The sequence below is a fragment of the Brachybacterium sp. J153 genome, from assembly GCF_036311905.1.
Classification (GTDB): domain Bacteria; phylum Actinomycetota; class Actinomycetes; order Actinomycetales; family Dermabacteraceae; genus Brachybacterium.
Genome location: NZ_JAZDCH010000025.1, coordinates 203,389 through 226,572, shown reverse-complemented (window position 1 = coordinate 226,572; position 23,184 = coordinate 203,389). Strand labels below are relative to the sequence as shown.

Genomic DNA, 23,184 nt, shown 5'->3' with positions numbered 1-23,184 from the left:
CCGATCGTACTGGTCATACGATGGACGGCATGGCTTCCTCCGCTGCGGCCCCCGCCGCCCCCGACACCGCCGTGGACGTCACCGTCCCCGTCCGCTGGACCGATCTGGACGCCTACGGGCACGTGAACAACGCCGCGATGGTGCGCCTGCTCGAGGAGGCCCGCATCGCGGCCTTCTGGCTCGCGCCCGCCGAGCAGATCGCCCTGGGCGCCCCGGCGGCGATCGCCCCGCTCCCGGGCGGCGGCACCGATGCGCCGGTCTCCACGGTGATCGCCTCGCAGCGCATCGTGTACACGCGCATGCTCGGGCACCGGCGCGACGGAGCCGTGGTGCGCCTGTGGATCTCCCGCCTCGGCGGGGCGTCGATCGCGGTCGACTACCTCGTGCTCACCCGCGACGATCCGGGCGGCACCTCGCCCTACGCGCGGGCCCGCACCGTCGTGGTGATGGTCGACGCGGTCAGCGGCCGGCCGGTGCGGCTCGATGCGGACTCTCGCGAACGCCTCGCGCCCTTCACCGGCGAGGGGCTCGTCTTCCGCGACTGAGCGCGGCATGAGCGGCCGCCGGCCCGGTGGCCGAGGGAGTCGAGCCCCCGACGGGTCAGGAGAGCTGATCGGGGACGGTCTGACCCGCCATCGGCGCCCGGCCGCCGTCGACCGTGTTGACCAGGGAGTGCGCGGCCCGTTCGAGGTAGTCCCACAGGGTCTCGCGATGCAGGGGCGCGAGCTCGAGGGAGTCGACCGCGTCGCGCATGTGCCCGAGCCACGCGTCGCGGGCCGTGGGGGAGACGGGGAAGACCCCGTGGCGGATCCGCAGCCGGGGGTGGCCGCGCTCGGCGCCGTAGGTCTTCGGACCGCCCCAGTACTGGGCGAGGAAGGTCGCCAGGCGGTGCTTCGCCCCGGTGAGGTCCTCCTCGGGGTACATCGGCCGCAGCAGCGGATCCTCCGCGACGCCCGCGTAGAAGCGGTCCACGAGGGCGAGGAAGGTGGGCTCGCCGCCCACCGCCTCGTAGAAGCTGATCTGTGCTGCGGGATCTCCGGTCATGGGGGTCCTCCGGGACTCTGGGGTGACGATGCGGGACGAGATGACACGAAACGGGACGGGACGATACGGGTCGGGGCGGGTGGAAGCGATCAGGCGGGCTTGACGGCGTCCACGAAGCGGGGCACCGCGAAGGCGATGTCGGCGCTCGCGAAGGCGGTGCGGATCCGGCCGCGCAGCTCCCGCTCGAGCGCCCACTGCTCGCCGGGGGCGGTCTGGATGATCACCCGGCGCTGGTAGCGGGTGCCGTCCACGCCCAGCATGCCGGAGACGTCTGCGGGGCCCAGGATCACGGGCTTCCACGTCTCGTCGGCCGCGAGCTCGGCGGTGACCTGCTCGAGCACGGCGGTGACCTGCTCGTCGTCGGCGCCGGCGTCGATGTCCAGGGTGACCACGGCGTTGGAGAAGCCGCGGGACCGGTTGCCGATGCGGATGATCTCGCCGTTGCGGACCGTCCACAGGGCGCCGTCGATGCCGCGCACCTGCGTGACGCGCAGGTTGATCCCCTCGACGGTGCCCTCGGCGTACTCGAGATCCACGTAGTCGCCGACCGCGACGATGTCCTCGAAGAGCATCACGATGCCCGCGACGACGTCCTTGATGATGGTCTGCGCGCCGATGCCGGCGGCGAGGCCGATCACGCCGAGCGAGGCGATGACCGGGGCGATGTTGACGCCCAGCTCCGACAGGACCATCACCAGGGCGACCGCCCAGATCACCATCCGGGCCACGTTGATCGCGACGTTCGAGAGGGTCTCGGCGCGCTGCTCCCGACGGGCCTGCGCGGCCTTCTGCGCACGGGCGTCGCGCCGGACGACGGCGCCGGTCACCGAGGACAGCTTCGTCGACGAGTCCGCCATGGTGCGGAAGAAGCGGCGCAGCAGCCATGCCACGACGCCGCTGATGATGGCCGCGGCGACCAGCACCACGACGATCCGCACGCCGCTGGTGAGCAGCCAGCGCAGCAGCGAGTCCATGACGTTCAGCGCCTCGTCGGCGCTCGGGGCGGAGAGCAGCGGGGTCAGATCAGGCATGCCGCCACGGTAACGTCCGCCCCTGGCCGCTGTCCGTGACGGAGGCCCGCCCCGGCGCCGTGCGACTGCTCACGATGCGGGGCGGGCCTGCGGGGTGCGGGTGCTCAGTCGCGGTCGGCGGCGCGGACCCGCTCCTGACGGGCGACGGTGTCGCGGCCCTCGACGACGATGCGGCGCAGGCCGAAGGGCGCGTCCTCGTTCTCCTCGAGCCACGAGTCGGCGTCGTCCAGCACCGTCTGACCGCCGAACTCGGAGGGGAAGTAGCCCTGCGCGAGCCGGTTCGCGATCTCGTTGCTGCGCTCCGCCCAGATCTGGCGCAGCGCCGCGAAGTAGCGCCGACGGTACGGCGCGACCAGCGACTCGTCGGCCGTGCGACGGAAGCCGAGCACGACGGCCGTGACCGACTCGTTGGCGAGCTCGTCCTGCTCCATCGTGGTCCGCCACGCCTCGGCCTTCGCCGCGGCGGTCGGGCGGGCGGCCCGCGCCGTGAGGGCGGACTTGCGGCCCGACTGCGTGTCGTCGGTCGCGAGGACCGCGTCGATCCCCGCGTCGTCGAGGCCGCCGAGGGCCGTGAGCGCGATGACGAGCTTCCAGCGCAGGTCGGTATCGATGCTGCGGCCGGGGAGGGTGCGCTCGCCGGCGAGCAGACCGGCGAGGATCTCCCGGTGCGGGTCGGTGCTCGCGAGGCGCGCGAACGCCTCGAGGCACTGCAGCTGCGTGTCGGACCCGGCCTCGGCCTGTTCCGTGAGCTCCCACAGGGCGGACGCCGCGGCGGCGGTGCGCTCGGCGCGGTCCGCCGCGGCGGCGTACGGGCCGGCGACGGACTCGAGCTGCTGCAGCAGGGTGCGGATCACGGAGGAGGACTGCTCGCCCGTGAGGTTCGCGAGCACGAGCTGCTGGAAGCGGCGGCTCGGCAGCTCGCCGTCGCGCACCATGTCCCAGGCGGCGGACCACAGCAGGGTGCGGGCCAGCGGGTCCGCGAGGTCGCGCAGGTGCTCCATCGCGACGGTGAGGGACGCGGGATCCAGGCGCACCTTCGCGTAGGCGAGGTCGCCGTCGTTCACGAGCCACAGGTCGGCGCGCTTCCCGACGAGGGCGGGCACCTCCGTGAGGGCGCCGTCGACGTCGAGCTCGACGCTCTCGGTGCGCTCGAGCCGGCCGCCCGTGAGCGAGAAGCCGCCCACCTGCAGGCGGTGCGGGCGCAGGGTGGGGTGCTCCGCGGGGGCGGTCTGCGCGATCGCGAAGCGGGTGAGGGTGCCGTCGGCGTCCTGCTCGAGGACGGGGGAGAGGGTGTTCACCCCGGCGGTCTGCAGCCACAGCGCCGACCAGGAGGTGAGGTCGCGGCCGGAGGTCGCCTCGAGCTCGACGAGCAGATCGCGCAGCTCGGTGTTGCCCCACGCGTGCTTCGCGAAGTAGGCGCGGACGCCCGCGAAGAACTCCTCGCGGCCCACATAGGCGACGAGCTGGCGCAGCACCGAGGCGCCCTTGGCGTAGGTGATGCCGTCGAAGTTCGTCTCGACCGCCTCGAGGTCGACCATGTCGGCGACGATCGGGTGGGTCGAGGGCAGCTGGTCCTGGCGGTAGGCCCAGCCCTTCTCGGAGACGGCGAAGGTGGTCCAGGAGTCGGTCCAGTCGGTCGCCTCGGCCGAGGCGAGGGTCGAGGCGTACTCGGCGAAGGACTCGTTCAGCCACAGGTCGTCCCACCAGCGCATCGTGACGAGGTCGCCGAACCACATGTGCGCGAGCTCGTGCAGGATCGTGAGGTCGCGCCGCTCGCGGATCGCGTCGGACACCTCGGAGCGGAACACGTAGGACTCGACGTAGGTGACGGCGCCGGGGTTCTCCATCGCGCCCATGTTGTACTCCGGCACGAACACCTGGTCGTACTTGCGGAACGGGAAGTCCTGGTCGAAGGCCTCCTCGTAGAACTCGATGCCGCGACGGGTCACGTCGATGACGTAGTCCGCGTCGACGTGCTCGGCGAGCGAGGCGCGGGCGAAGACGCCCATCGGGATGGTGCGCCCGTCGCGGGTGGTGACTGCGCCCTCGCCGCCGCGGTAGTCGCCGGCGATGAGCGCGACCAGATAGGTGGACATCCGCTCCGTGGGATCGAAGGCCCAGGTCGCGGTGTCCTCGGCGCCGGGCGTCGGGACGGGGGTGGGGGCGTTGGAGATCACCCGCCAGTGGGCGGGGGCGGTCACGGTCAGCGCGAAGGTCGCCTTGAGGTCGGGCTGCTCGAAGCAGGCGAACATGCGCCGCGCGTCGGAGACCTCGAACTGGGTGTAGAGGTACACCTCCTCGTCGACCGGGTCCACGAAGCGGTGCAGGCCCTCGCCGGTGTTCATGTAGCGCCCCTCGGCGAGGATGCGCACGGTGTTCTCGCCCTCGCGCACGGCCGGCAGGTGCACCCGGGCGCCGTCGAAGCGGGAGGCGGGGTCCTCGAGCAGCTCGCCGTTGAGCTCGATCTCGGTCACCTCCTCGGCGATCAGGTCGAGGAAGGTCTCCTCGGTGGACGAGGAGCGGAAGCGGAGCGTGGTCTCGGTGAGGAAGGTCCGCTCGTCGGTGGTGAGGTCCAGGCGGATCTCGTAGGAGTCGGTGCTGAGGAACGAGGCGCGGCTGCGGGCCTCGTCGCGGGTGAGGTTCTCGGAGGACATGGTGACCATCCTGCCACTGACCGGGGGGTCACCTGGGGCCGTCGGAGCGGACTCCCGGCCCTCGAGCTCACCGCCGGGTGAGGTCCAGCTCCCAGGTGTAGTGCTCGGGGAGGGTGGGCAGGGGCCAGGACGGGTCCGGGAAGAAGTACTCGTAGCCGGCGGAGAAGGGGTAGGCCCAGTCGGCGATGTGCCGCTCGGCGAGGCGACCCGCCTCGCGGATCCCCGAGACCTCCTCGGCGGAGAAGTAGCCGGTGCGCTCGGCGCCCTCGAGCTCGTCCTCGTCCTTGTAGTGCCAGTCCCGGCGGGGCAGCACCACGAGGTCCAGCACGAGGTCGCGGGTGCGGATGCCCTCCTCGGTGCGCTCGTAGGGCGTCTCGAGGTTCACGTAGTAGCAGCCGAGCGAGCCGTCGTCCTTGTAGAACAGCCACACCGAGTACGGGGTGTCGGGCAGGCCGATCATGAGGATGCCGTTGCCGGTCCACAGCTGCTTGGACTGCACGCGGGGGGCGGTGAACATGCCCTCGTCGCCGGCGCGGCGCAACGCCGCCCCGGACTGCAGCACGGGCAGCAGCACCTCGGTGCCGGGGGCGATCCACACCACCACGCCGCGGTCGTCGTCGAGCACGACGGTGCCGGGGCGCACGGTGCGCGTGGGGTGCTGAGGGGTGTAGTAGGTCCAGGTCACCTGGTCGCCGGGCGACCAGCGCGGGGTGGAAGACATGGTGGGGGTCCCGGCCGGATCGGCCTCCACGGACGCCCCGTACCGACCGGCCACCGGGCCGGGGCTGCGCTGCCCGTGAAGGGGTAGGCGTATGGGGCGACCATACCGCCTCCCGGGGAGCGGGGCGTCAGGCGCGCCGGTCCCGGTGCCGCGGACGCGCCGCTCGGACGGACCGGTTCAGGCCCGTCGCAGCTGGGCCGCGACCGGGCAGTCCATCGGGTCGGCGTAGCCGAGCCCCACCCGGTTGAGGTACTTGATGACGATGATGTAGGAGCGAAGCAGGGACGTCTCGGTGTAGACGATGCCCTTCTCGGCGCAGAACTCCTTGACCAGTGGCCGCACCTTGCGCAGATGTCCGGACGGCATGCGCGGGAACAGGTGGTGCTCGATCTGCAGGTCGAGCCCGCCCATCGCCCAGGTCATCAGCCGCCCGCCGGTGATGTTGCGGGAGGTGAGCACCTGGCGGCGCAGGAAGTCGACCTCGAGATCCTCAGGCAGGATCGGCATGCCCTTGTGGTTCGGGGCGAAGGAGCCGCCCATGGTGATGCCGAAGACGGCCAGCTGCACCGCGAGGAAGCCCACCGCCCATCCCGGGGACATGGTCGCGAAGGCCAGCACGGGGAAGCCGAGGATCCGGATCCCGCAGAGCACCGCCTCGGCGAGGCGGTGCTTCATCCTGGTGTCGCGGACGACGCTGGAGATCGCCTCGTAGTGGAGCACGAAGGCGAACAGGCTCAGCAGGGGCAGGAAGGCCCATCCCTGGCGCTTCGCCAGCCAGGCCATGAACCCGGACCGGCCCTGCTCGTCGCCGGGGACGAACACGAGCACCCCGCCGGAGATGTCGCCGTCCTTGCCGATGGTGTTCGGGTGGGCGTGGTGCTTGCCGTGCTTGCGGTTCCACCAGGCGACGCTCAGGCCCACCACGAGGTTGCCGATGATCCGCGCGAACCACTGGTTGCGGCGGCCGGAGGCGAACACCTGCTGGTGCGCTCCGTCGTGCGCGAGGAAGGCGAACTGGGTGAAGAGCACGCCGAAGCCGGCGCCGAGCAGCAGCAGCCAGGGGGAGTCGGGGATCAGCGCCATGCCGGCGATCCCGGCGGCGAGGACCACGGTGAGCAGGGCGGTGCGCAGCACGTAGGTGCGCACGTCGCGCCCCATCAGGCCCGCGGCCTTCACCCGCTCGGTGAGCTCGAAGTAGTCGCGGTTGGCGGCGGCCCGGGGCCGGGAGGGGGTGCCGGGCGTCGGCTCCGGCAGCGTGTCGAGAGCGGTCATGGCCGCGACACTAAGGAGGTGGTCGCCCCGTGCGCGTCACCCGCGGGAGCGAAACTGCACCCCCTACCGGGGTAGGGGGTCGGCGATCGGGATCAGGGCCCGGACCGTGAAGCCGCCGTCCTCCCGCGGTCCCGCCGCGAAGGTGCCGCCGAGCGCCGCGACCCGCTGCCGCGCCCCGTCCAGTCCCAGCCCCGATCCCGGGATCGGGGCGTGATCGGCCCGCGGGGCGTCGTTGCCGACGTGGACCGCGAGCGCACCGTCCCCGGCGGTGACGCGCACCGTGATCGGGGCGCCCCGGGCATGGCGCAGCGCATTGGAGAGCGCCTCCTGCACCACGCGGAAGGCGGTCAGACCCACCGTCGGCGGGACCTCGACCGGGTCCAGCTCGGCGTCGATCCGCGCCCCTGTCGCCCGGCTCGCGTCGATCAGCTCCGGGAGGTCCGCGAGGCCCGGCTGGGGCAGGTCCTCGGGGCCCTCGTCGGTGCGCAGGGTCGCGAGCAGGGCGCGCATCTCGGCGAGGGCCTGACGGGAGGAGGCGGCGATGTCCTCGAACTCCTGCTCGGTGCGGGCGTCTAGACCGCCGAGGCGGAAGCGAGCGGTGCCCGCCTGCACCGTGATGACCGACATCGAGTGCGCGACCACGTCGTGCAGCTCGCGGGCGATGCGGTGGCGCTCCTCGAGCTCGATGCGGCGCCGCATCTCCTCCGCGGTGACGGTCTGCGCCTCCTCGACCCGCTCGCTGACCAGCACCAGCTGGCGGACCGTGAGGCCCAGCAGCACGACCGCTCCGCTGATCGCGACCTGCACCACGGCATTGGTCGAGACCTGCCGCAGCACCGGTCCCGGCAGTTCGACCGGCAGGGTCCCGACGAGGGCGAGGAGCGTGAGCACCGCCCCCGCCGACCACCCGGCGAGCGACCAGTACCAGCGGTGCAGCACGGCGAGGACCGCCAGCACGAGGCAGTGCGCGATCAGCGCCGTGACCGCCCAGGGCCACGGCTCGAGGGCCTGGGCGGGAGCGGTGACGAGCATCGTTCCCGCCGCCACGAGGACCGACAGGGCGAGCCCCTCGCGGGGTCGGCCGACGGCGACCAGCGGCGCCGCGGACGCCGCGACCGCGACGAGCATGGCGAGCGCCGGATGCACGTCGTACAGCGCGGCGGTGACCGGCCAGCCGACGGCCAGCAGCACGACCCCCAGGAAGGCCACCGTCATCCGGGTCCACGCCTCCTCGTGGAGGACCGTCGCCGGACCGGGGGCGGCGGAGCGAGGACCGGGGGCCGGACGGGAGCCGGGCTCCTCCCCACCCAGCAGCGGCACCGTCACCAGCACGTCGAGCCGGGCCAGCTGATGCACGACCGCGGGGAAGGAGAGGGCGAGGACGATCCCGAGGGCGAGCGCCACCGCCCACTGCCCGCCGAGCGGCAGGGGCGCGGCGGGCAGCGCCCGTCCCCAGGCCCAGAAGGTGAGCCCGCCGAGCGCCGCGCCCGCCCAGGCGACCGCCGCGCCCGCGGTAGCGGCCCGCACCGGCAGCGCGATCAGCGCCTCGAAGGCGAGGTCCAGCCAGCGTCGCGGATCCCCGAGCAGGGGCAGCAGTCCGCGCACCCCGCTGCCACGCGGCCGGTAGTCCGGCGGGGCCACCCGGATCCCCCAGCGCACCAGCCGGGCCCGGTCCCAGCCGGCGATCATGGCCGCGAGCCCGAGGGTGACGGGGAGCAGCACCACGCCGACCCACACCACCGCGAGAGCGGCGGAGACGGCGCCCAGGGGCAGCAGCATGATCGCGGCGAGCAGCGTCAGGCCGAGCCCGGTCATCACCAGGTCGAGGTCGTGGCCGAGGCGCCGCAGCGCCCGCCGATCAGGGACGAGAGCCATCGCAGGTCCCTCCCGGGGACCGGCGGTACCGTGTCGCCATGCCCCCCGCCTCCCCCTCCGAACTCCGCGTGCTGATCGTCGACGACCAGTCGATGATCCGGGCCGGCTTCGAGGCGCTCCTGGACGCGCAGGACGGCATCACCGTGGTGGGCACCGCGGGGGACGGAGCCGGGATCACCGAGGTGGTGCGCCGCACGCGGCCCGATGTGGTGCTCATGGACATCCGCATGCCCCACGTCGGCGGGCTCGACGCGACCCGGGCGGTGCTCGCCATGCCCGGCACGCCTCCGCGGATCATCATGCTGACCACCTTCGACGCCGACGAGTACGTGTTCGCCGCCCTGCGCGCGGGGGCCAGCGGCTTCCTGCTCAAGGATTCCACACCGGAGGAGCTGGTCCACGCGGTGCGGGTGGTGGCGGCGGGGGAGTCCCTGCTCGCTCCGCGCGTGACCCGCGCCCTGATCGAGGACTACGTCTCCCGCCCGGAGCCGGCGGTGCGCACCTCCCCGCGGCTCGCCGATCTCACCGAGCGCGAGCTCGAGGTGCTCCGCGGGGTCGCGCGCGGTCTCGCCAATCGGGAGATCGCCGCGGAGCTGGTGATGGCCGAGCAGACCGTGAAGAGCCACGTCTCGCGGATCCTCGCCAAGCTCGGCGCGCGGGATCGCACCCAGCTGGTGGTCACCGCCTACGAGACCGGCCTCGTTCGCCCCGGCGCCTGAGCGGCCTGGTCAGAAGGCGGCCCAGAGCAGGCCGCCCGAGCAAGTGAGCAGCGCGGCGGCGAGCAGCAGCAGACCGAGGCCCAGGCCACGGCGGGATCCCCGCGGGGTCCCGGCCGACGGCGGAGGACCGGCGGGAGCCGCCGACGGGCCGAGCGCCGGAGCCGACCATCCGGTGCCGGGCGCGGGAGAGCCAATCGCAGGTGCAGGTGCAGGTGCAGGTGCAGGTGCAGGTACCGGCGATCCTGCACCGGAGGACGGCGAGCCGATCGCGGGCGCGGGTGAGGCCGCCGGGGAGACCGCACCGAGTGCCGGGGGAGAGCCGAGCGGATCCCGCGGCGTGGGCCTGCGGACGAACAGCTCGGTGGGGGAGTCGGCGCCGGAGCTCGCGGTCGAGCGCGCCGTCAGCCGCTCGTGCAGCCCCGGCGCGAGGCCCGCGAGCGAGGCCGGCCCCTCGAGCGGCACCCCTCGGCGCCCGTCGGCCCCCTCGACCCGGTCCGGCACCGTGACCCGGGCCCCGGAGCGGGTGAGCGCCCAGTGCTCCGGGGGCGCCGAGAACTGCGGGATGGTCTCCCGCGCCTCCGCGGCGCTCGGGCGGTCGGCCGGATCGGCGCTCAGCATGGCGTGCAGCAGCGCGCCGAGCGGGCCCGCCGCCGGATCGGGACTGCCGGCGAGCGCAGCGTCGAGGCGAGCGGGCAGCTGCCCCGCCGTCGGACGTTCACGCGGTGCGGACGGGACGAGGGCCTCGAGCGCGCAGGCCGCGGCGGCCCAGACGTCCTGCGCGGTGGAGGTGGTCTGCCCGGCGATCGCCTCGGGGGCCTGGAAGCCGGGCGTGCCCTGGACCAGGCCCGTCTCCGTGAGGCGGATGTCGGAGGTGTGCAGGGCGATGCCGAAGTCGGCCAGCAGCAGGTGCGGGGCGGCCGCGCCGGTCGCGGCGAGGAGCAGGTTCGCGGGTTTCACGTCGCGATGCACCCAACCGGACTCGTGCAGCGCCGCGAGGGCGTCGAGCAGCTGGCGCAGCAGGTGCGCGACCAGGGCGGGGGAGAGCGGGCCGTGCTCCGCCGTCAGCGAGGCCAGGGTGCCGCCGTGGACGAGGGGCATCACCAGCACGATCGTGTCGTCCTCGGCGACCCAGGTGTACGGGGGCAGCAGATGCGGGTGCCGGCCCAGGTCCTGCGCGGTGCCGACGCTCTGCTCGCGCACGAACCGCAGCACCTCGGCGCCGTCGCGCTGCCGCATCACCTTCGCGGCGCAGATCGCGCCGTAGCGACGGTCGACCGCGCGCCACAGCGACCCTGAGGCGCCTCGGGCCAGGGGGTCGAGCAGCTCGATGCGGCCTGCGATGACATCGGACATGATGGGGCCATGCTAGGGCACCTCCTCCCCCTCCCGATCCGGTCCGCGCCGCCTCGTGGGGACCGCCGCGCGCCCGCAGGAGGACCCCCGCGGAGCGGACGCCTCGTCCTGGGCGGCGCGCTCGCCGTACTGCTCGCGACACTGGGCTCGCCGTCGGCGCTCGCTGACCCCGCGGCGGTGGACGAGGTGCCGGAGCACGCCTACCGGGTCGAGGGCACGGAGGTCTCGGGCGGGGCCTCGCTCGCCCAGGCCCCGGAGATCACCCCCGGCATCGTCCGCGACGTCCTCGAGGACGGCGCGACGGGCGACTCCGCCGTGGGCACCGCGAAGTACTACCGGATCGGGGTCGCCGACGGGCAGCGGGTGCATGCGGCGGCGACGATCGCCGCGCCGCCGTACGCGGACGGCCTGCCCGAGGAGCGGGAGTCGCTCGACGTCGACGTCGACCTCGTCACCGCGCAGGGGGCGGACTGCGTCGACGGCAGCACGCGCACCGCGGGGGAGACCTTCGACGGTGACGGCCCGCTCACCTCCGCCCGGGTCTCGGCCGAGGTCGGGCCCGACGGGTGCGCCGGCGAGGCCCTGTACCTGCGCGTCCAGCGCCTCGGCGCACGGGACGCCGAGCGTCCCCTGCCCGTCGAGATCCAGGTCGCGATCCAGCCGGCGGGCCTCGGCGGCGGAGCCCCCGCCGTCGAGGAGGAGATCGAAGACGACGGGGCCGCGCCCGTCGCTCCCGCCGACACCGAGCCGATCACGCCGGGCCGCTCCTTCGCGACCGCGACCCGCGTCGAGCCGGGCTCGACCGTGCTCGAGCTGCAGCCGGGGGAGACCGCGCTGCTCGCCGTCGACGTGCAGGAGGGCCAGCGGCTGCGCTGGCGCACCGAGGTGACGGCCCTGCCGTCCGAGGGCAGCGCCGACATCGGGCTGCGCGTCTTCGACGCGGTCCGCGGACTGGTCGCCGTGGACGGCGGGATGTGGACCGTGCACAGCACCGCGACCATCCACGGCGGCGGCATGGTCGCGCCCGTCGACCTCGGCAACCGCAGCTCGGAGACGGAGTCGATCCGCTCCGCCTGGCTCCCGGGGACCCACACGGTGCAGCTCCAGCGCCGGCAGCTCCCCGAGGGCGCCCCCGCCGAGGCGGCCGAGCCGGTGCGCCTGATCCTCACCCTCGAGGTCGAGGGCGAGGTCGCGGAGGACGCCGCCGAGGGCGATGTGCTCGAGCTCGGCGACGCCTCGCCGGCGACGCGCCGGGGCCCGCTCGGCGGGGACTGGACCGCCGGACGGATCGCCCTGCTGGCCGGGGCCGGGGTGCTCGGCGTCCTCGGCCTCGGGACCGGGCTCGCCGGCGTGCTCGTGCTGAGCCGCCGCCGCTGATCCTCGCGCCCGGCCGGTTCAGCCGGACCGGTTCAGCCGGACCAGGCCTCCCACAGGCGCGCGTACACGCCGCCGCGATCCACCAGCTCCTGGTGCGGGCCCTGCTCGACCACGCGGCCGCCCTCCATCACCAGGATCCGGTCGGCGACCATCGCCTGCGAGAGGCGGTGCGCGACGATGATCGTCGTGCGCCCGCGCGCCACCTCGAAGGCGGCGCGCTCGAGGGTGCGCGCCCCCGAGGAGCCCTCGTCGGCCGTGGCCTCGTCGAGCACCAGCACCGCGGGGTCCTGGAGCACGATCCGGGCGAGGGCCAGCTGCTGGGACTGCTCGGCGGTGAGCCGCTCGCCCTTCTCGCCCACCTCGGTCTCCAGCCCCTGCGGCAGCGCGAGGGCCCAGGTCTCGGCGTCGACCAGGCGCAGCGCCGCGCGCAGCTCCTGATCGGTGGCGTCGGGGCGGGCCAGGCGCAGGTCCTCCGCGAGGGTCCCGCGGAAGACGTGCACGTCCTGGCTGACGATGCTGGAGTGGCGGCGGATCGCCTCGAGATCGGCGCGGGCGAGGTCGGCCCCGCCATGGCGCACCCGGCCGTGGCGCGGCTCGAGGGTCCCGGCGATGATCGCCGCGAGGGTCGACTTGCCGGCGCCCGAGGCGCCCACGAGCGAGACGGTCTCGCCGTCGGCGATCGTGAGGTCGATCGGATGCAGGACGGTCCGCTCGCGCCCCTCCTCGTCGGTGCCGTAGGCGTGGGAGACGCCCTCCAGCCGGATCGAGCCGTCGGAGGGGACCTGCTCGCCGGGGGAGGCGGCGGGGTCGATCGACTCGATCACGCCGACCATGCGGGTGAGCGAGGCGGCCGCGGACTGCACGTCGTCGAGGCTGAAGATGAGGTTCATCATCGGCCACAGCAGCGAGATCAGGTACAGCGCGGCGGCCGTCACCAGGCCCACGGGGGCGCCCGAGACGTTGACCATCACGTAGCCGAGCACGAGCACCAGGGCGATCGCGATGTTCTCGGGCCACACCATCACCTTGACCAGCTTGGTCACCAGGGTCATGACGCGCATGCCGAGCACGACGGCGGTCTCGGAGAGCACCGCGACGTGGCGGGTCTCGCGCCGCTCGATGCCGTAGGCGTGCACGGTCGGGATGCCGTGGATCGCGGAGAGCAGGCCCTGGGCGCGGGCGCCCATCGCGACCCGCTCGCGGCGGTAGATGGGCGCCGTGCGGCGCAGGTACCAGACCCCCGCGCCGACGTACATCGGCACCACGACGACCACCAAGATCAGCAGCCACGGCGAGAGGGTCGCCATGCCGATCAGGGTCACGAGCACGTAGAAGCCCATCTGGATGATGTTGGGCACCACGTTGTTCACGGCGCGGGCGGTGACGTCCACGTCGTCGGCGACGCGCGAGAGGGCGTCGCCGATACCGGTGATCTCCATCGTCTGCGCCGGCAGGTCGAGGGCGCGGTCGATCACGTCCTCGCGCATCCCGGCGAGGACCCGCTGGCCGAGGCTCGACACGAGCGCCCAGCCGAGCGCGGCGAGGATCGCCTGCAGCACGCCGGCGAGCATGATCAGCCCGCCCTGGCGCCACAGGTCGCCGGACGTCGCGCCGGACTGCACCAGGTCGACGGCCCCGCCGATCAGGCGCGGCATCCAGGCCGCGGCCGCGGCACCCGCGATGACCACCAGCAGGGTCAGCACGGTCATCCCGCCGAAGCGGCGCAGCCGCGCGCCGACATGGCGCACGGAGGTGGGGACGTCGGCGATCGGCAGGATCTGGGCGTGCTCGTCGAGCTGACGGCGCGCGGTCGCGTCGACCGCGAGCAGCTCCTCGGGGGAGGCGTCCCAGTCGATCAGGGTCAGATCGGCCACCGGGGCGGGGGCCGACGGGGGCGTGCTCGAGCGGGTCATCGCTGCACCATCTCCCGGTAGTCGTCGCGGTCCATGAGGTCGAGGTGGTCGCCCTGCGCGGCGAGGCGGCCGCCGCGCACGTAGACCACCTCGTCGGCGGCGCGCAGGAGGGCCGGTGAGCGGGTGACCAGCAGGGTCGCCCGGTCTTCGTCCCGGCGCGCCGCGACGAGCGCCTCGGCGATGTGCTGCTCGGTCACGGCGTCCACCGCGGTGGTGGGGTCGTGGAGCACGAGCACCGGGGCGTCGGCCGCGACCGCCCGGGCGAGGGCGATGCGCTGGCGCTGGCCGCCGGAGAGGTTCGCGCCGCGGTCGAGGATGCGGGTGTCGTAGGACTCGGGCAGGATCCGCAGCAGGTCCTCGGCGCCCGCGGCGTGCAGGGCCCGCTCCTCCCAGCCCTCCTCGCTGCCCTCGGGCAGACGGGTCGCGAGCTGCTCGCGCAGGGTCCCGTCGAAGAGGTCCACCACGTGCGGCTCGACCAGCAGGTCCGCGCGGGTCGAGAAGCGGGTGCGGGTGGTGACCTCGAGGGAGGACCGCTCGGGATTCGTCGGATCGCCGAGGTGCACGCCCGTGCTCTCGCCCTTCCCGCCGACGGCGGCGATCACCGCGTCGGCGTCCCGCGGGTCGGCGCAGGCGAGCGCCACGATGCGGCCGTCGGGGACGGTGAGATCGAGCCTCGTCTGGGACGGAGAAACAAGCACGACAGACGGGGCGCCCTCTCTTGTCGGCGCGGACGAGCGCCACGATGCGTCCGTAGGGGAAGTTGAGATCGACCCTCGTCGTGGCCGGCACGCCGGCCACGACGTCGGCGCCGTCCTCATCGGCCCCGTCGGCCTCGCCCTCCGCAGCCGGCACCGCGCCGAGCGGGAGGCCCCGCAGGTGCAGGCCGCCCACCCCGGCGCGGCGCTCGCCGCGGCGGGCCTCGCCGCGATCGTCGCGGGCGCGGGCGAGGTGGTCGATGCTCAGCTCGGGGTCGTCGATGGTGCGGCCGAGGTCCGCCAGCAGGTCGCGCACGCGGCGGCCCGAGGTGGACATCGACGCCCACCACACGGGCAGGCCGGAGAGGCCCTGCAGCATGCCCATGTTGTTGCGGGCCACGCCGACGACGGCGATCAGGGTGCCGATGGTCATGTCGCCCGCGATCGTGCGCTGGGCGGCGATGATCACCACGGCCGCCATCATCGCGGCGGTGACCAGGGTCGTCAGGCCGCCCGCGACGCCGGAGAAGCGAGCGTTGACGAGCGCCGCGTCGAGCGCGATGCGGGAACGCCGGCGGTACTGGGCGCGGGCCCTCGACTGCACGCCGAGGCCCTGCAGCACGCGCAGGCCGTGCACCAGGTCGGTCGCCGTCGCGGCGGCGTCGGCGGCCTTGGACTGCTGGGCGTCGTAGCGGGCGGAGAGGATCGGCGAGATCACCCGGATCACGAGGACCATCACCAGGATCCCGACGAGGGTCGCCACGCCGAGCCAGGGATCGAGGATCGCGAGCCAGGCACCGGCGGCGAGCACCACGGCACCCGCGGGGAAGGCCCACGGCAGCATGTCCATGACGTCCGAGGCCTTGTCCGCGTCGGACGTCGCGATCGAGAGCACCTCGCCCGAGGGCCGCTGGATCGGCCGGGACCGGGGGTCCAGGACCGCACCGGTCACGGCGACGCGCAGACGGTGCCGCTCGAACATGCGCGCCTTCTGCGAGAGCGCGAACATGATCGTCCACGCCCAGGTGCTCAGCAGCCGCAGCACGAAGATGCCCGCGGCGCCGGCCAGCACCAGCGCCAGGTTCCCCCGGACGATGCCGGCGTCGATGATCAGGCCCACCAGCACGGGGACCAGCATGTCGACGCCCTCGACGAAGAAGGAGACGGCCATGATGCCGGGGATCCGGCGACGGTGACCGCGCACGATCGACCGCATCACCGAGGGGGCGTCGGAGCGGGAGGGCGCGGAGGCGGGGGAAGCGGAGGACACCAGAGAATCCAACCCCGGCGGACGGACCGGCGCAACGGGATTTGCGCGATGACAGAATGGAGCGCATCACCCCCGAACCCGAGGAGCCGAAATGACCGCCCGCCGTGTCGAGCTGTTCGTCGATCCCGCCTGCCCCTTCGCCTGGATGACCAGCCGCTGGCTGCAGCACGCCGCCCAGGTCCGCGAGGTGGAGCCGTTGTTCTCCGTCATGTCCCTCTACGTGCTCAACGAGGGCAACGACCTCGATCCCGACTACCGCGCCTCCACCAACCAGACCATCGGCGCCGCGCGCCTCGCGATCGAGATCCGCCGCACCGAGGGCGCCGAGGCCTTCTCCCGCTGGTACACCGCCTGGGGCGAGCGCTATCACGTGGGCGGGAACAAGGATCGTCGCGCCGTCGCCGTCGAGGCTCTCGCGGCCGCCGAGCTGCCCGCCTCGCTGATCGACGTCTACGAGGACGTCCCCGGCGACGAGACCGATCAGGCGCTGCGCGCCTCCCACCAGGACGCGATCTCCCGCGTCGGCAACGACGTGGGCACGCCGGTGATCTCCTTCGGCGAGGGCACCGCCTACTTCGGACCGGTCCTCTCCCCGGCTCCGAAGGGCGAAGACGCCGGCCGCCTGCTGGACGCGCTCGCGACCATGTCCGAGCTGTCGGGCTTCTACGAGCTCAAGCGCCAGCGCACCGGCGGCATCGACCTCTCCTGAGCCGAGCGGGCCGGCCGGCCCCGACCGGCCGTTCCAGCCCGCTCCCGCTCCGCCCCGCGACTTCTCCGACCCCGCTCCCGAAGGAACCCCCACCCCATGCGCGTGCACATCGGCACCGACCACGCCGGCTTCGAGCTCAAGAACCGCCTCGTCGCCAACCTGCAGAACAAGGGCCACGAAGTCACCGACCACGGTGCCCACGAGTACGACGCCCTCGACGACTACCCGCCCTTCTGCACCGCCGTCGGCGAGGCCGTCGTCGCGGACCCGTCGGCGCTCGGCATCGTCATCGGCGGCTCGGGCAACGGCGAGCAGATCGCTGCGAACAAGGTCGCCGGGGTGCGCGCGGCCCTCGTGTGGAATGAGGACACGGCGCGTCTCGCCCGGCAGCACAACGACGCCAACGTCATCTCGGTGGGCGCCCGCCAGCACGACGAGGAGGAGCTCGAGCACCTCATCGACGTCTTCCTCGCCGAGCCGTTCTCCGGCGAGGAGCGCCACCAGCGGCGCATCGAGCTGATGGCGCGCTACGAGCGGACCGGCGGGTACGAGGCGCCCGGCGCCTGATGCCCGAGGGACACACCGTCCATCGGCTCGCCGCAGCGCTGCGCCGCGGCTTCGGCGGGCGCCGCGTGCTGGCGTCCAGCCCGCAGGGGCGCTTCCCGGAGGCGGCGGCGCTCTCGGGCTGGACCCTGCTCGAGGCCGAGGCGGCCGGCAAGCACCTGCTGCTCCATCTCGCGCCGACGGCCGACGTGCCCCTCGGCGACGCCGTCATCCGGATCGTGCACGTCCATCTGGGCCTGTACGGCTCGTGGACCTTCGCCGGGGACCCCGGCTTCGCCACGGCCCACGCGATCGGCGCCCCGCGGCTGCGGATCGGCGAACGGGAGGAGGCACTCGCGGCAGACGGCTCGGCCGACGGCTCGGCGGACGGGGCGGCGGATGGGGCGGCCGACGATTCGTGGCGCCGCCTCGTGCCGCGCGAGACGGTGCGCCTGCGCCTGGTGGGCGAGCACGGGCTCGCCGACCTCACCGGGCCGACCGCGTGCGAGATCTACGACGCCGCGCAGCGCACCGCGCTCCTCGAGCGGCTCGGGCCGGACCCGCTCCGGACGGACGCGGACCCGGGCCGCTTCGTGGACCGGGTACTGCGCTCCCGCACCGCGATCGGCACCCAACTGATGGACCAGTCGGTGGTGGCCGGGATCGGCAACATCTACCGCGCCGAGCTGCTGTGGCGCGCCCGGCTCGACCCCTGGGTGCCCGGCCGGGAGCTCGGCCGCGGTCTGGTCGAGGGGCTCTGGGAGGACCTGGTGCCGCTGATCGCCTACGGCGCGCGGACCGGTCGCATCGTCACCACGCAGCCGGAGCACCGCGAGATCGAGGCGCAGATCCTCGAGCCCCGTCGGCGCACCCGGCAGAACGGGGACGAGGACCCGGACGTCATCCCGCGCGAGCAGTCCTTCTACGTCTACCACCGGCAGACCCTGCCCTGCCGGGTCTGCTCCACCGTCATCCGGAGCGCCGCGATGGCGGGCCGCACCGTGTACTGGTGCCCCCGCTGCCAGGGGATGCGCAGCCGTCGCGCCCCGTGGACCCGGCAGCATCCCGCCGCGCCCTGGGCGCTCGCTGCGCCGTGATCCCCCAGCCTGACCCTGCCCCGCTGCTCGGCACCGGCCGGCTCGCCGTCGGCGAGGGCCACGAGATCGCCGTCGAGACCTCCGGCAGCGAGGGCGGGGTCCCCGCCCTGTACCTCCACGGTGGCCCGGGCGGGCGGCTCACGCCCGGCTACCGGCGCAACGTCCCCGCCGAGCGCATCCGCCTCGTCGGCCTCTCGCAGCGCGGCGCGGGCGAGAGCACTCCGCCCGCCGGAGCCCCCGGGGCCGTGGACCTCGGCGCCCAGACCACCGGTCACCTGATCGCCGACCTCGAGGCGCTGCGCGAGCACCTCGGGATCGAGGCGTGGATCCTCCAGGGCGTCTCCTGGGGGTCGACCCTCGCGCTCGCCTACGCCCAGAGCCACCCCGACCGGGTGCTCGGCATCGTGCTGATGGCGGTGACCAGCACCTCCCGCGCCGAGGTCGACTGGATCACCGAGCAGGTCGGGGCGATCCACCCCGAGGTCTGGGACGAGCTGGCCGACCTCGCCGAGCACCGCACCGCCTATCGGCGCGGCGGGCCGCTGCGGCTGATCGAGGCCTACCGGCAGATGCTCACCGCCGCGGATCCCGCCCTCGTCGACGAGGCGGTGCGGGCCTGGACCGCCTGGGAGGACGAGCACATCCGCATCGGCACCGGCGCCACCGTGCGCTCGCACTCGGTCCCCGCCGACCAGTCCGTCACCGAGCAGGCCCGGGGCTTCGCGCGGCTGGTCGCCCACTACTGGGCCCATGACGGCTTCGTCGCCGATCACGCCGTGCCCTGGGGGGCCGAGCCCGGCTCCGGGCTGCTCGGCGGGATGCCCCGCATCGCGCACCTCCCGGCCGTGCTGATCCACGGGCGTCGCGACGTCTCGGGACCGCTGCGCACCGCCTGGGAGCTGCACCGCGCCTGGCCCGCCTCCCGTCTCGAGGTCGTCGAGGAGGAAGGGCATGGCGGCCCCGCGATGGTCGCGGCCTGGCGGCGGGCGATGGAGGAGATGATCACCCGGGTCGAGACCGCTGCGGGCGGTGACCGCTCAGTACAGTGAGCGGCATGTCCGATCCCGTGATCCATCCCGCGGCCTCCGCCGCCGATCCCGCGACCGGAGCGGTGCTGCGCCGCGCCCCCGTCCGCGAGATCGACCCCCGCACGCTCTACCTCCTCGCGAAGCTCCGCCAGGACGTCTTCTCGATCGAGCAGGGCGCCACCGATCCCGACCTCGACGGCCGCGACCTCGAGCCCACGACGATCCTGTTGTGGATCGAGGTGCCCGGCCCGGAGGCCGAGGCAGCCGGCCTCGAGCGAGAGCCCGCCGCGCACATCCGCATCATGCGCGAGGCCGACGGCACGTTGCGCATCGGCCGCCTCGCGGTGCGCGCCGCGAACCGCCGCGACGGGTTCGGCGGCCGCATCATGCGCGCCGCCCTCGACGTCACCCACGAGCTCGACCCGCGCGCCGAGGTGCACATCGACGCGCAGGCGTATCTCGAGCGGTGGTACCTGGGGATGGGCTACGAGAAGGCCGGCGAGATGTTCCTCGAGGCCGGGATCGAGCACGTGCCGATGGTGTACCGCCACCCGCAGGACTGACCGGGGGGCAGAGCGTCAGGCGGCGTCCGGGCCGCCCGCCTCATCGAGCAGCGCGACGATCTCGGCGCGCTCGAAGTAGCGGGCAGTCTCGCGCGCATCGGGCGTGCCGAGGCTCGGATCCGCGCCGGCCGCGAGCAGCGCCCGCGCCACGGCCGCATCGCCCTTGAACGCGGCGCCCGCGAGCGGGGACTGGCCGCGGTCGTTCAGCAGGTCGACATCCGCCCCGCGCGCCGCCAGCTCGGCGACGAGCTCTGCGTGCCCGTGGTAGGCGGCGAGCATCAGCGCCGAGTTCCCGGCGCCGTCGCGGAGGTTGACCGGAGCGCCCTGATCCACGAGGGACAGCAGGGTCGCCGCGTCGCCCTGCCGAGCGGCGTCCAGCATCGTGCGCGCCAGCTCGAGAACGGCCTCGTCCTCGGGGGTGGGGGTGGGGTTCAGCGTGTCATCGTCCATCGCCCCAGGCTACGGCCCTGCGGTCTGTCATGCGCGTCCGCTCAGCGCACCAGCAGCTCCGCCGCGGCCGGCCAGACGAGCAGCCACACGGCGAGGAGCAGGCCCAGCAGGTCGGCGCGGCCCAACGGGCTCGGCACCGACCAGGTGCGGTGCCGGGCCGTCGCGAAGCCGCGGGCATCCATCGCGAGCGCCTGCTGCTCGGCGCCGCGCAGGGTGTCGACCAGCAGCGACAGCGTCGCCCCGGCGAGCAGTCGCGGCGAGCGGGCGGTGCCGAGGCCCCGCAGGATCCGCGTGCGGACGATCAGGTGCCACTGCCGCTGCAGATGACCGACCCGCACGAGCGCCGCGACGGCGGCCGCGACCGGACGGCCGGGCCAGCGCAGCCGACCGCCTAGGGCGTCGCCGAGCGCGCTCGGATCCACGCTGCCGAGCGCGAGCACCCCCGGCGCGACGAACGTCGTCAGCCGCAGCGCCTCGGCGAGGCCCCGCCGCCAGCCCTCCGCGGAGAGTGCGGCCGCCTCGCCCAGCAGGGCCGTGGTCCAGGCGAGTCCCGCGGCGGCGAGCAGCACCGGCACGAGGCGCAGGAGACCGCCGCGGAGGCTGCGCACCGTGAGCGGGGCGAGCACCACGAGCGGCAGCAGGGCGAGGAGGCCGCCCTGCCAGGTGCTCACGGCGAACGACCCGATCGCGGCGAGGATCCCGATCAGGCACAGGGTCAGCGGGTTCAGGGCGTCGGCGGGGACGCGCCGCGGCGCGGGCGGACGGGCGGGCGCCGACGGGGCGGGCAGGTGGACGCGCGCGTCGGCCGCCGCGACGAGTGCCGGGTCATGCGTCGCGGCGAGCACGGCGCAGCCCTCGTCCGCCGCATGGTGCAGCAGGGCGAGCACGGCGCGGGAGCGGCCCGCGTCGAGGCCGACGGTCGGCTCGTCGAGCACGAGCAGCCGGGGCCGCTGGGCGAGGGCGGCGGCGAGGGCGAGCCGCCGCTGCTCCCCGCCGGAGAGCCGGTGCGGATGCACGTCGGCGAGCGGCGCGAGATCGGCGAGGCGCAGCAGCTCGCCCGCCCGCTCCGGATCCGCGAACGGGGACGCGGTCAGCTCCTCCCGCACCGTCGCGGCCACGACCCCGAGCGACGGGTCCTGGGGGACGGCCGCGATGCCGCCCGGTCCGGGCCGGTCGACGGCGCCCAGAGCGTCGGGCTCGTCGGGCGCGCGACGCGTCGGGGCGGTGCTTGGAGCGCGGGAGGGATCGAGGAGCAGGTCCAACAGGGTCGACTTCCCCGCGCCGCTCACTCCGGTCAGCACGGTCAGCTCGCCCGACCGGGCGACGAGGTCGACGGGGGTGCGCAGGCCCCGCGCGGGGACCCGCACCCCGCGCAGCGCCGCGACGACCTCGCCGCGGGACACCCCGGGCCGGGTCCCGGCGGTGGCCGACCCGTCGGCGGGATCCGGGGATCCCGCGGGCGGACGCGCCGACGGCGGCGGGACCTCGGCGCGCGGCAGCACGCCCGCCGCCTCGAGCACCTCGTGGTGCGTGGCGAGAACGGCGGCGGGGGAGCCGTCGGCGAGGATCCGGCCCTGCGCCCCGAGGACGACGAGGCGATCCACCCGGTCCGCCCAGGCGGCGACGTCGTGATCGGCGACGACGAGGGTCCGGCCGTCGGCGGCGCGCAGGATCTCGTCCCGCACCGCGGCGGCGGTCGCCGGGTCCAGCATGCTCGTCGGCTCGTCGAGCAGCAGCGCCCCCGGGTGCAGGGCGAGCGCCCCGGCGAGCGCGATCCGCTGCTGCTGCCCGCCCGAGCAGTCCAGGGGCGGGCGCCCCGCCTCGACGTCCACGCGGGCGGCCTCGAGCGCCGCGGCGACCCGCTCGTGGATCTCCTGCCGGGGCAGGGCCGCGTTCTCGGGACCGAACGCGGCATCGCGGGTGACGGTCGCGCCGACCATCGCCTGCGACGGGTTCTGCAGCAGCAGCCCCCGCTGCCCGGCGCGCTCGGCGGGCCCGGGGGCGGTGCCGGCGAGCTCGCCGTCCTCCGGGTCGAGGAGGCCGGCGAGGGCTCGCAGCACCGTCGACTTGCCGCTCCCGCTCGGCCCCGCGAGGAGGACCCGCTGCCCGGCGGGGATCCGCAGGGTCAGGCCGTCGAGCGTCGGGTCGGGCCGGGTCCACGGTCGCCAGCGGAGCTCGCGCAGCACGAGCTCCTCCGGCGCGGCGCCCTCCTCGGCCCCGAGGACGACGGCGGGGCGAGCGGTCGTCATGGCGTCATCATCTCGTCGGCGCCGCGGCGGGCCGGCGGGCGTGCTCCCGACCCGCGGCGAGGGAGTCCACGGCACCGGTGGCGACGAGGGCGCGGGTCGCGACCCAGCCGAGCGCCCCGGCGAGCAGCGCCCCCGAGATCAGGAAGAAGCCGAGCATGATCAGCGAGAACGACCAGCTCATCTCCTGGTAGTAGACGAGCTTCTCCCAGCCCCATTCGAGAGCCGCGCCGAGCACGCCGCCGAGCATCGCCACGGGGAGCGTGAAGCGGCGGTACCCGACGAGCAGGAAGGCCAGCTCCACGCCGCCTCCCTGCACGAGGCCCGAGATGGCCGTGCCCCAGCCCCACTGGGAGCCCAGCAGCATGGACAGCACCGCGGCGACCATCTCGGCGAGCAGCGCCGCACCCGGCTTGCGGACGATGAGCCCCGCGAGCACGGCCGGCAGCAGCCAGATCCCCGCGAGCAGCCCCTGCGCCGGCGCGAACGCCGAGGTGAGGGGGTCGATCAACGAGTACAGCAGTCCGTAGCCGATGAACGCGACCCCGAAGGCCGCGCCGATCAGGACGGTGACCAGCAGGTCGATGGTGCGATAACGGTTCATCACGTCTCCTTCCGATCCCG

The 23,184-nt window shown here is 74.4% G+C and carries 20 protein-coding genes and 1 pseudogene; 8 read left to right on the top strand and 13 right to left on the bottom strand.

The annotated features are described in order from the left end of the window. Positions 1-29: 29 nt before the first annotated feature. On the top strand, positions 30-545 hold the full coding sequence (locus V1258_RS12530; protein WP_329749994.1) for an acyl-CoA thioesterase: 516 nt from the start codon (positions 30-32) through the stop codon (positions 543-545). Positions 546-600: 55 nt separating this feature from the next. Here V1258_RS12530 and V1258_RS12525 read toward each other — a convergent pair whose 3' ends face one another. From V1258_RS12525 to V1258_RS12500, 6 genes are all read right to left on the bottom strand, one after another. Then, on the bottom strand, positions 601-1,044 hold the full coding sequence (locus V1258_RS12525) for a globin (RefSeq protein ID WP_329749993.1): 444 nt from the start codon (positions 1,042-1,044) through the stop codon (positions 601-603). 89 nt (positions 1,045-1,133) lie between these two features. Further along, positions 1,134-2,075 (bottom strand): mechanosensitive ion channel family protein, encoded by a 942-nt coding sequence (locus V1258_RS12520; RefSeq protein WP_329749992.1) that lies wholly within the window; start codon positions 2,073-2,075, stop codon positions 1,134-1,136. A 104-nt stretch (positions 2,076-2,179) separates the two neighbouring features. Next, the gene (gene pepN, locus V1258_RS12515) at positions 2,180-4,729 is read right to left on the bottom strand and encodes an aminopeptidase N (RefSeq protein WP_329749991.1); all 2,550 of its coding nucleotides are present in this window, start codon (positions 4,727-4,729) and stop codon (positions 2,180-2,182) included. 67 nt (positions 4,730-4,796) lie between these two features. Further along, a complete protein-coding gene (locus V1258_RS12510) occupies positions 4,797-5,450 on the bottom strand; it encodes a DUF402 domain-containing protein (protein ID WP_329749990.1) in 654 nt (217 codons plus the stop codon). Positions 5,451-5,627: 177 nt separating this feature from the next. Further along, on the bottom strand, positions 5,628-6,722 hold the full coding sequence (locus V1258_RS12505; protein ID WP_329749989.1) for a fatty acid desaturase family protein: 1,095 nt from the start codon (positions 6,720-6,722) through the stop codon (positions 5,628-5,630). 63 nt (positions 6,723-6,785) lie between these two features. Further along, positions 6,786-8,597: a sensor histidine kinase gene (locus V1258_RS12500; protein WP_329749988.1), complete on the bottom strand. Its 1,812-nt coding sequence runs from the start codon at positions 8,595-8,597 to the stop codon at positions 6,786-6,788. Positions 8,598-8,635: 38 nt separating this feature from the next. Between V1258_RS12500 and V1258_RS12495 the strand changes: the two genes are divergently transcribed. Then, on the top strand, positions 8,636-9,316 hold the full coding sequence (locus V1258_RS12495) for a response regulator transcription factor (RefSeq protein WP_329749987.1): 681 nt from the start codon (positions 8,636-8,638) through the stop codon (positions 9,314-9,316). A gap of 9 nt (positions 9,317-9,325) precedes the next feature. On the opposite strand, the gene V1258_RS12490 is transcribed toward V1258_RS12495, so the two are convergent. Further along, positions 9,326-10,669: a serine/threonine-protein kinase gene (locus V1258_RS12490; RefSeq protein WP_329749986.1), complete on the bottom strand. Its 1,344-nt coding sequence runs from the start codon at positions 10,667-10,669 to the stop codon at positions 9,326-9,328. Between the two features lie 177 nt (positions 10,670-10,846). Here V1258_RS12490 and V1258_RS12485 point away from each other — a divergent pair, with 177 nt between their 5' ends. Beyond that, on the top strand, positions 10,847-12,046 hold the full coding sequence (locus V1258_RS12485; RefSeq protein WP_329749985.1) for a hypothetical protein: 1,200 nt from the start codon (positions 10,847-10,849) through the stop codon (positions 12,044-12,046). Positions 12,047-12,078: 32 nt separating this feature from the next. Here the strand turns inward: V1258_RS12485 and V1258_RS12480 are convergent, their stop codons facing one another. From V1258_RS12480 to V1258_RS12470, 3 genes and pseudogenes are all read right to left on the bottom strand, one after another. Then, complete coding sequence (locus tag V1258_RS12480) at positions 12,079-13,959, bottom strand: ABC transporter ATP-binding protein (protein WP_329750018.1); 1,881 nt, start codon at positions 13,957-13,959, stop codon at positions 12,079-12,081. Continuing rightward, a complete protein-coding gene (locus tag V1258_RS12475) occupies positions 13,956-14,657 on the bottom strand; it encodes an ABC transporter ATP-binding protein (RefSeq protein WP_329750017.1) in 702 nt (233 codons plus the stop codon). Before V1258_RS12475 ends, V1258_RS12480 begins: the two co-directional genes overlap by 4 nt. Positions 14,658-15,120: 463 nt before the next feature. Next, a pseudogene (locus V1258_RS12470) lies at positions 15,121-15,792 on the bottom strand (ABC transporter transmembrane domain-containing protein); the annotation flags it as partial. A gap of 223 nt (positions 15,793-16,015) precedes the next feature. On the opposite strand from V1258_RS12470, the gene V1258_RS12465 reads away from it, so the two are divergent. The 5 genes from V1258_RS12465 (at position 16,016) to V1258_RS12445 (ending at position 19,864) form a co-directional block, all read left to right on the top strand. Further along, positions 16,016-16,633, top strand: coding sequence for a mycothiol-dependent nitroreductase Rv2466c family protein (locus V1258_RS12465; RefSeq protein ID WP_329749984.1), 618 nt, complete (start codon positions 16,016-16,018; stop codon positions 16,631-16,633). A gap of 96 nt (positions 16,634-16,729) precedes the next feature. Continuing rightward, a complete protein-coding gene (locus tag V1258_RS12460; RefSeq protein ID WP_329749983.1) occupies positions 16,730-17,200 on the top strand; it encodes a ribose-5-phosphate isomerase in 471 nt (156 codons plus the stop codon). Then, on the top strand, positions 17,200-18,273 hold the full coding sequence (locus V1258_RS12455) for an Fpg/Nei family DNA glycosylase (RefSeq protein ID WP_329749982.1): 1,074 nt from the start codon (positions 17,200-17,202) through the stop codon (positions 18,271-18,273). Before V1258_RS12460 ends, V1258_RS12455 begins: the two co-directional genes overlap by 1 nt. Further along, positions 18,270-19,322, top strand: coding sequence for an alpha/beta fold hydrolase (locus V1258_RS12450; protein ID WP_329749981.1), 1,053 nt, complete (start codon positions 18,270-18,272; stop codon positions 19,320-19,322). Before V1258_RS12455 ends, V1258_RS12450 begins: the two co-directional genes overlap by 4 nt. 5 nt (positions 19,323-19,327) lie before the next feature. Continuing rightward, positions 19,328-19,864 carry a GNAT family N-acetyltransferase gene (locus V1258_RS12445; protein ID WP_329749980.1) on the top strand — a complete coding sequence of 179 codons (537 nt, stop codon included), beginning with the start codon at positions 19,328-19,330 and terminating at the stop codon, positions 19,862-19,864. Between the two features lie 15 nt (positions 19,865-19,879). Here V1258_RS12445 and V1258_RS12440 read toward each other — a convergent pair whose 3' ends face one another. Genes V1258_RS12440 through V1258_RS12430 form a run of 3 tightly spaced genes read right to left on the bottom strand, consistent with a single transcriptional unit; the run spans position 19,880 to position 23,164 of the window. Then, entirely contained in the window at positions 19,880-20,314 is a 435-nt protein-coding gene (locus V1258_RS12440) for an ankyrin repeat domain-containing protein (RefSeq protein ID WP_329749979.1), read from the bottom strand. Between the two features lie 41 nt (positions 20,315-20,355). Next, positions 20,356-22,563, bottom strand: coding sequence for an ATP-binding cassette domain-containing protein (locus V1258_RS12435; protein ID WP_329749978.1), 2,208 nt, complete (start codon positions 22,561-22,563; stop codon positions 20,356-20,358). Positions 22,564-22,570: 7 nt separating this feature from the next. Next, positions 22,571-23,164 (bottom strand): ECF transporter S component, encoded by a 594-nt coding sequence (locus V1258_RS12430; protein WP_329749977.1) that lies wholly within the window; start codon positions 23,162-23,164, stop codon positions 22,571-22,573. Positions 23,165-23,184: the final 20 nt, after the last annotated feature.

What these genes read in the sequence shown, in the direction of transcription:
- V1258_RS12495 (WP_329749987.1), top strand. Translation starts at nt 8,636, where the DNA reads ATGCCCCCCGCCTCCCCCTCCGAACTCCGCGTGCTGATCGTCGACGAC.
- V1258_RS12520 (WP_329749992.1), bottom strand. Translation starts at nt 2,075, where the DNA reads ATGCCTGATCTGACCCCGCTGCTCTCCGCCCCGAGCGCCGACGAGGCG.
- V1258_RS12480 (WP_329750018.1), bottom strand. Translation starts at nt 13,959, where the DNA reads ATGACCCGCTCGAGCACGCCCCCGTCGGCCCCCGCCCCGGTGGCCGAT.
- V1258_RS12490 (WP_329749986.1), bottom strand. Translation starts at nt 10,669, where the DNA reads ATGTCCGATGTCATCGCAGGCCGCATCGAGCTGCTCGACCCCCTGGCC.
- V1258_RS12530 (WP_329749994.1), top strand. Translation starts at nt 30, where the DNA reads ATGGCTTCCTCCGCTGCGGCCCCCGCCGCCCCCGACACCGCCGTGGAC.
- V1258_RS12510 (WP_329749990.1), bottom strand. Translation starts at nt 5,450, where the DNA reads ATGTCTTCCACCCCGCGCTGGTCGCCCGGCGACCAGGTGACCTGGACC.
- V1258_RS12525 (WP_329749993.1), bottom strand. Translation starts at nt 1,044, where the DNA reads ATGACCGGAGATCCCGCAGCACAGATCAGCTTCTACGAGGCGGTGGGC.
- V1258_RS12505 (WP_329749989.1), bottom strand. Translation starts at nt 6,722, where the DNA reads ATGACCGCTCTCGACACGCTGCCGGAGCCGACGCCCGGCACCCCCTCC.
- V1258_RS12460 (WP_329749983.1), top strand. Translation starts at nt 16,730, where the DNA reads ATGCGCGTGCACATCGGCACCGACCACGCCGGCTTCGAGCTCAAGAAC.
- V1258_RS12445 (WP_329749980.1), top strand. Translation starts at nt 19,328, where the DNA reads ATGTCCGATCCCGTGATCCATCCCGCGGCCTCCGCCGCCGATCCCGCG.
- V1258_RS12500 (WP_329749988.1), bottom strand. Translation starts at nt 8,597, where the DNA reads ATGGCTCTCGTCCCTGATCGGCGGGCGCTGCGGCGCCTCGGCCACGAC.
- pepN (WP_329749991.1), bottom strand. Translation starts at nt 4,729, where the DNA reads ATGTCCTCCGAGAACCTCACCCGCGACGAGGCCCGCAGCCGCGCCTCG.
- V1258_RS12440 (WP_329749979.1), bottom strand. Translation starts at nt 20,314, where the DNA reads ATGGACGATGACACGCTGAACCCCACCCCCACCCCCGAGGACGAGGCC.
- V1258_RS12465 (WP_329749984.1), top strand. Translation starts at nt 16,016, where the DNA reads ATGACCGCCCGCCGTGTCGAGCTGTTCGTCGATCCCGCCTGCCCCTTC.
- V1258_RS12455 (WP_329749982.1), top strand. Translation starts at nt 17,200, where the DNA reads ATGCCCGAGGGACACACCGTCCATCGGCTCGCCGCAGCGCTGCGCCGC.
- V1258_RS12430 (WP_329749977.1), bottom strand. Translation starts at nt 23,164, where the DNA reads ATGAACCGTTATCGCACCATCGACCTGCTGGTCACCGTCCTGATCGGC.
- V1258_RS12435 (WP_329749978.1), bottom strand. Translation starts at nt 22,563, where the DNA reads ATGACGACCGCTCGCCCCGCCGTCGTCCTCGGGGCCGAGGAGGGCGCC.